The sequence below is a fragment of the Mycobacterium sp. genome (genome assembly GCF_049278535.1).
GTDB lineage: Bacteria > Actinomycetota > Actinomycetes > Mycobacteriales > Mycobacteriaceae > Mycobacterium.
Map to the genome: position 1 here is coordinate 1 of NZ_JBAPMI010000388.1, position 5,750 is coordinate 5,750.

Genomic DNA, 5,750 nt, shown 5'->3' on the forward strand with positions numbered 1-5,750 from the left:
GACAAGAACCGCAACAACGTGGTGTTGTCGCGCCGCGCCTGGCTGGAGCAGACCCAGTCCGAGGTGCGCAGCGAGTTCCTGAATCAGCTGCAGAAGGGCACCATTCGCAAGGGTGTGGTCTCCTCCATCGTCAACTTCGGCGCATTCGTCGATCTCGGCGGTGTCGACGGTCTGGTGCACGTTTCCGAGTTGTCCTGGAAGCACATCGATCACCCGTCCGAGGTGGTCCAGGTTGGCGACGAGGTCACCGTCGAGGTGCTCGACGTCGACATGGACCGCGAGCGGGTTTCGTTGTCGCTCAAGGCAACCCAGGAAGACCCGTGGCGTCACTTCGCCCGCACCCACGCCATCGGCCAGATCGTGCCGGGCAAGGTCACCAAGCTGGTGCCGTTCGGTGCGTTTGTCCGCGTCGAAGAGGGCATCGAAGGCCTGGTGCACATCTCCGAGCTGGCCGAGCGCCACGTCGAGGTGCCCGACCAGGTTGTTGCCGTCGGTGACGACGCGATGGTCAAGGTCATCGACATCGACCTGGAGCGTCGCCGCATCTCACTGAGCCTCAAGCAGGCCAACGAGGACTACACCGAGGAGTTCGACCCCGCCAAGTACGGCATGGCCGACAGCTATGACGAGCAGGGCAACTACATCTTCCCCGAGGGCTTCGACGCCGAAACCAACGAATGGCTCGAAGGTTTCGACTCGCAGCGCACCGAGTGGGAAGCCCGCTACGCGGAAGCCGAGCGGCGGCACAAGATGCACACCACGCAGATGGAGAAGTTCGCCGCTGCCGAGGCCGAAGAGGCAGCCCGCCCGCAGCCCAACGGCTCGTCCGGCGACGACCAGCCCAGCGGTGGCTCGCTGGCCAGCGACGCGCAACTCGCCGCACTGCGGGAGAAGCTCGCGGGCAGTGCCTAACCGCTAGACCCTCACGCGAACGCCCTGGCTCAGACGAGTCGGGGCGTTCGTTCTTTCCGGCACAAGCCGGGGGATTCGGCCCCGCGGTGTCCTGACACACTGGTGCGGTGCTGCGCATTGGCCTGTCCGGCGGTATCGGCGCCGGAAAGTCGACGGTGTCCTCGACGTTCGGCGATCTCGGCGGAGTCGTCGTCGACGGTGACGTCATTTCCCGTGAAGTGGTCGAGCCAGGCACCGAGGGCCTGGCCAAGCTCGTCGAGGCGTTCGGCGAGGAGATCCTCTCCGACGACGGCTCCCTCAACCGGCCCGCGTTGGCCGCCATCGCCTTCAGCGATGACGAGAAGCGTCAGACGCTGAACGGCATCGTGCATCCGCTGGTCGCTGACCGCCGGTCGGAGTTGATCGCCGCGGCCGGCGACGATGCCGTGATCGTGGAGGATATCCCCCTCCTCGTGGAATCGGGCATGGCGCCGATGTTCCCGTTGGTGGTGATCGTGAACGCCGAAGAAGACCTCCGGGTGAAACGGTTGATCGAGCACCGCGGGTTCACCGAGGAGGACGCCAGGGCCAGGATCGCAGCTCAGGCCACCGAGGAACAGCGTCGCGCGGTCGCCGATGTCTGGCTCGACAACTCCGGCAGCACACAGGAGTTGGTCGAACAGGCGCGCACGCTGTGGAAACAGCGCATCCTGCCGTTCGAGCACAATCTCGACAGCGGTGAGCCGGCCGGCGTGAAACCGGCTCTGGTCCCATACGATCCGTCTTGGACAGCTCAGGCGGCCCGTATCGTGGCACGACTCACGACGGCCTGCGGGCACCGTGCTGTTCGCATTGACCACATCGGATCGACGGCGGTGGCGGGAATGGACGCCAAGGACGTCATCGACGTGCAGGTGACGGTCTCCTCGCTCGAGGTGGCCGACGAGTTGACCGAGGGGTTGACCAGGGCCGGATATGTGCGCCGTCCGATCACCGCCGACGTAAGCAAGCCCGACGCCCGCAGCACCGTTGCGCAGTTCGATCACGCGGACGATGAATCGTTGTGGCACAAGCGAATTCACTGTTCAGCGGATCCAGGCCGCCCGACGAACGTCCATCTGCGTGTCGAAGGTTGGCCCAATCAGCAATTCGCGCTGCTATTCATCGACTGGTTGACGGCCAATCCCGCTGCGCGGGAACGCTATCTGGCGATCAAGCGCGAAGCCGAGCAGGGCAGCGACATCGATGCCTACGTGGGTGCCAAGGAGCCGTGGTTCCTCGAGGCGTACCGCGAGGCGTGGGCCTGGGCGGACGACAAGGGCTGGCGCCCTAAGGCATAGGCAGCGGTGCGCCGCAGGACAGCACTCCGTTCATCGGATCGGTGCTGCCCGGTGCCGGGTGCACAACCTGATCGACCTGGGTGAAGACCTTGTCGTCGACGTCGATTTCGCAGTGCACATTCGGCGAGTACGGCCACTTGACCGCTACCTGCATGCCGGCATGATGCGGATCTGCCAGCACCGCGTTGGCCTGAAATGCGTTGCCGGGCATCGTGCTCAATTGGCCCATGTTGGTCTGGTTTTCTGCGGTGATGAATGTCGCCACGCTGCCGGGCGCCACACCGTCGACCCGCGCAACGTAGGTGATGTTGTGCAGATCGGCCCGCGCAGTGGCAATTGTTAGCTGAGCGCCGACCGCAGCGAGCGCGGTTGCGGTGATTGGTGTCCATCGGTGCATGGTGCAGCCCATGACCAGACAGATTACGCTGCCGCATTTATGCCGGCATCTCGTTGCCGACCGCTTATTGAGGCCCGTATAGGCGGTTTCTCTCGTCGGCCTCGTCGTCGTGTCGTTTGACCAGCAGCCAGGTCTCATCGTCGCCCTCGCGCACCCTGGTCAGCGCATAACCGCCGTGCAGCTTTTCTCCGTTCAGCCGAAATGACAGATGGCCGCGCCCAAGGCATTTGACCATCTCGTGCGTGGTCCTGTTGGCGTAGGTGCCCTGGTCCCAGACGGTTACGCTGCCGGTCTCGTCGTCACCTTCGATGATCGCCTCTTCGGCGTCGGCGCTGTCCAATGGGTGATCCTCGGTGCGACGCGCCATCCGCCGGTCCTGCGGACTGACCGATGGCCCGCGGGGGATCGCCCACGACACCAGGACGCCGTCGATTTCCAACTGAAATTCATAGTGGTCGCTGCGCGCCGCGTGATGCTGAATCACGAATTGCGGCCCGCTCCCGCCCCCTCGTAGGCGCCGCGGCTGCTCGGGACTCCTCCCGGACTGCTGCTTTCGCCGGTAATCGCTTAAACCCATGCCCCCGGGGTTACCCGCTTGCGCGCGGCCAAACTCTAGGGACCTCCCCGCCAGTGTTCGATGCGGTGGTGGTCGGGGGTAAATCCGTGGTCGACTCCCCACAGCACGGCCTGGGTGCGGCTGCCCACACCCAGCTTGCGGTAGATCGTGCGGATGTAGGACTTCACGGTGTTCGGGCTCAGATACGTCAGCCGCGCAACGTCGGCGTTGCTCTTGCCTTGGGTGATCAGCGCAAGGATCTCCGCCTCGCGCTCGCTGAGCCCTTCGCTCCGGCCAGGCCAGTCCTGGCCGGGTGCGCTTCGTGCTCGGGGACCTGCTTCGCTGATGACCAATTCGCCGGCATGCACTGCCTCTAGGGCCGCGACCAGCTCACGCGCGGGAAGGGTCTTCGAAAGGTATCCGTGCGCACCATGCCGTCGCGCGCTTTCGACGAGTTCAGGATGAAAGTTCCAGGTGTAGACCACAACTCGGCTGGCCCGCGGATTAGCGACCAGGACCCCGATCTCCTCGTGATCCGATTCGGGCTGAGCGAACGAGTCGTACAACACGATGTCGACCTCGTCCTTGACCGACATTGTGGAGTCGAGTTCGGCGATGACGACACGATCGCGATAGGGCTCCAGCATGTTGGCCACACCCTTCACCACGACGTCGTAGTCATCGACGAGCGCGACGGTGATCGGCGCGAGAGGTGGGTGCGGCATGCCGACCGAGATTACCTCCCTAGGGGTGTATTTCCACCACCCCTACGGGTGGTCGACTGATGTCGGGCCGGCGCCGACCCGATCATCCGTCACCATCATTTGAGGAAGGCTCATCATGATCATTCTCGGCATCATCCTGCTGGTTGCGGGATTTCTGCTCAAGATCTCCATCCTGTGGACTCTGGGCATCATCGCGCTGGTCGTCGGCGCAATCTTGGCGATCCTGGGCAGCACCGGACGTGCCATCGGCGGCCGTCGCCACTATTTCTGACTGCAGCCTGTCCTCCCGCATACGTTGTGCGACACATCACAGATATGCGTTTGCATTGCCAGCGGGCGGGTTATTCGACACACGTTGAGAGGAGTACGCGATGCCTATCTGGGAATGGATCGTGATCGCGGCCATAGCAGTCGTGGTAGTTGTCGCTGCGGTTGTCGCAATCAGCATGGTCAACTTTCGCACCAAAACGAAGCGGCTCAAACAGCATTACGGGCCTGAGTACGAGCGAGTAGTGGACGAGAAGGGAAGCGAGAAAGGCGCCGTGCGCGAACTCACGACGCGCGAACGCAAGCATGACAAGCTCGACATCGTTCCTCTTTCACCGTCGGCCCTCTCGGAGTTCACCGCCCGCTGGGGAGAGGTGCAGGCCGGGTTCGTGGACAACCCCGCGACCGCCGTCGGCGTCGCCGACCGTTTGGTGACTGAGGTGATGCGTCAACGGGGTTATCCCGTCGACGATTTCGACCGTCGGGCCGCCGACATCTCGGTCGACCACCCGCAGATCGTGGACAACTACCGGGCGGCGCACGGTATCCACGTCTCGGAGCAGCATGCCAACACTGAGCAACAGCGCGAGGCGTTCGTGCACTATCGGGCGCTGTTCGAGAAGTTGCTCGAGACTTCGGCCGACAGCGACTCATCACAGGAGACAAGCGCATGACCACGCACGAAGAACACATACTGACCGACTCGCACGATGATCCCGCGCCGGATGTCTCGGAACCACCGCCGGCGCGAGACGAAAGCGCGGACGAAACGCCGAGGGCACCGGAAGCGAGCACATCGGTACCTGCCGCCGAGGTCCCCGACGAGCCACCGAGTCCGATACGCGAATCACCTTCCGAGGACGTTCTTTTCGCTGAGGACGAGCTCGCCGACCTGCGAGCGCGGTGGGCTGGCGTTCAGGCGGCGTTCGTCGATGATCCGAAGGATTGCGTCCACAAGGCGGACGGTTTGGTCTCCGACCTGGTTGAGCAGCTCACCGCCGGGTTCAGCGACGCGCGGTCACGGCTGGAGGAGCAGTGGTCACGCGGTGAAGAAGCCTCCACCGAAGACCTACGCCTTGCCCTCATGCATTACCGGGCATTCTTCGAGCGGTTGCTATCTGTCTAACAAGCTGTGCTGCAATATGTTTCGAGCTTCATCGCCAGGTCAGCGGCATGCCCTGGCCGGCAAGCCAGGCATTGAGATCGTAGTCGTTGCGGGCCAGACCGTCGACGGCGTCAACCGCGCGGCGGACCGCAAATTCGCCGACCTCGGGCGTCAGAAGGCCGTGGCGGACCGCGTCTAACAGCTCGTCCACGTCGGCCAGGTCGACGCCACGGTTGGTGCGGACGACCAGATCGAGGTAGTGGTCTTCAGAGCTCCACACATCCCGGCCGGGCGTGTATTCGCCGACGTCCAGGTAGTAATCCTGATCGCGCTCGTGCCCGGGATTGAAGTGAAAGATCGTTGCGCGTAGACCCAGCGTCGGCAGCAGCCACGATTCGAGGTAGTTGAACTGTGCGCGGCCAGGAGTTGGGCGGGCCAGATAAAGGCCCCATGGCCGCACGACGTACTC

Annotated in this window: 9 protein-coding genes; 5 read left to right on the forward strand and 4 right to left on the reverse strand. The window is 63.8% G+C overall.

Going from position 1 to position 5,750, the window contains the following annotated elements; translation table 11 throughout:
- A partial coding sequence (locus WAO18_RS25265) for a S1 RNA-binding domain-containing protein (RefSeq protein ID WP_422208959.1) occupies positions 1-912 on the forward strand: 912 nt, incomplete at its 5' end.
- A gap of 107 nt (positions 913-1,019) precedes the next feature.
- On the forward strand, positions 1,020-2,231 hold the full coding sequence (gene coaE / locus WAO18_RS25270; RefSeq protein WP_422208960.1) for a dephospho-CoA kinase: 1,212 nt from the start codon (positions 1,020-1,022) through the stop codon (positions 2,229-2,231).
- On the opposite strand, the gene WAO18_RS25275 is transcribed toward coaE, so the two are convergent.
- Genes WAO18_RS25275 through WAO18_RS25285 form a run of 3 tightly spaced genes read right to left on the reverse strand, consistent with a single transcriptional unit; the run spans position 2,221 to position 3,909 of the window.
- Positions 2,221-2,640 carry a hypothetical protein gene (locus WAO18_RS25275; protein WP_422208961.1) on the reverse strand — a complete coding sequence of 140 codons (420 nt, stop codon included), beginning with the start codon at positions 2,638-2,640 and terminating at the stop codon, positions 2,221-2,223. The two genes, coaE and WAO18_RS25275, sit on opposite strands and share 11 nt — an antisense overlap.
- A gap of 52 nt (positions 2,641-2,692) precedes the next feature.
- Complete coding sequence (locus tag WAO18_RS25280) at positions 2,693-3,205, reverse strand: DNA polymerase ligase N-terminal domain-containing protein (RefSeq protein ID WP_422208962.1); 513 nt, start codon at positions 3,203-3,205, stop codon at positions 2,693-2,695.
- A 35-nt stretch (positions 3,206-3,240) separates the two neighbouring features.
- Positions 3,241-3,909, reverse strand: a complete 669-nt coding sequence (locus WAO18_RS25285) for a LuxR C-terminal-related transcriptional regulator (RefSeq protein ID WP_422208963.1) — start codon at positions 3,907-3,909, stop codon at positions 3,241-3,243.
- A 115-nt stretch (positions 3,910-4,024) separates the two neighbouring features.
- Here WAO18_RS25285 and WAO18_RS25290 point away from each other — a divergent pair, with 115 nt between their 5' ends.
- From WAO18_RS25290 to WAO18_RS25300, 3 genes are all read left to right on the forward strand, one after another.
- On the forward strand, positions 4,025-4,180 hold the full coding sequence (locus tag WAO18_RS25290) for a DUF6131 family protein (RefSeq protein WP_422208964.1): 156 nt from the start codon (positions 4,025-4,027) through the stop codon (positions 4,178-4,180).
- A gap of 100 nt (positions 4,181-4,280) precedes the next feature.
- Positions 4,281-4,850, forward strand: a complete 570-nt coding sequence (locus WAO18_RS25295; RefSeq protein ID WP_422208965.1) for a hypothetical protein — start codon at positions 4,281-4,283, stop codon at positions 4,848-4,850.
- Complete coding sequence (locus WAO18_RS25300; protein ID WP_422208966.1) at positions 4,847-5,302, forward strand: hypothetical protein; 456 nt, start codon at positions 4,847-4,849, stop codon at positions 5,300-5,302. Before WAO18_RS25295 ends, WAO18_RS25300 begins: the two co-directional genes overlap by 4 nt.
- 28 nt (positions 5,303-5,330) lie before the next feature.
- Here the strand turns inward: WAO18_RS25300 and WAO18_RS25305 are convergent.
- Positions 5,331-5,750: DUF402 domain-containing protein (locus WAO18_RS25305; protein ID WP_422208967.1), on the reverse strand; the 420-nt coding region annotated here is incomplete at its 5' end.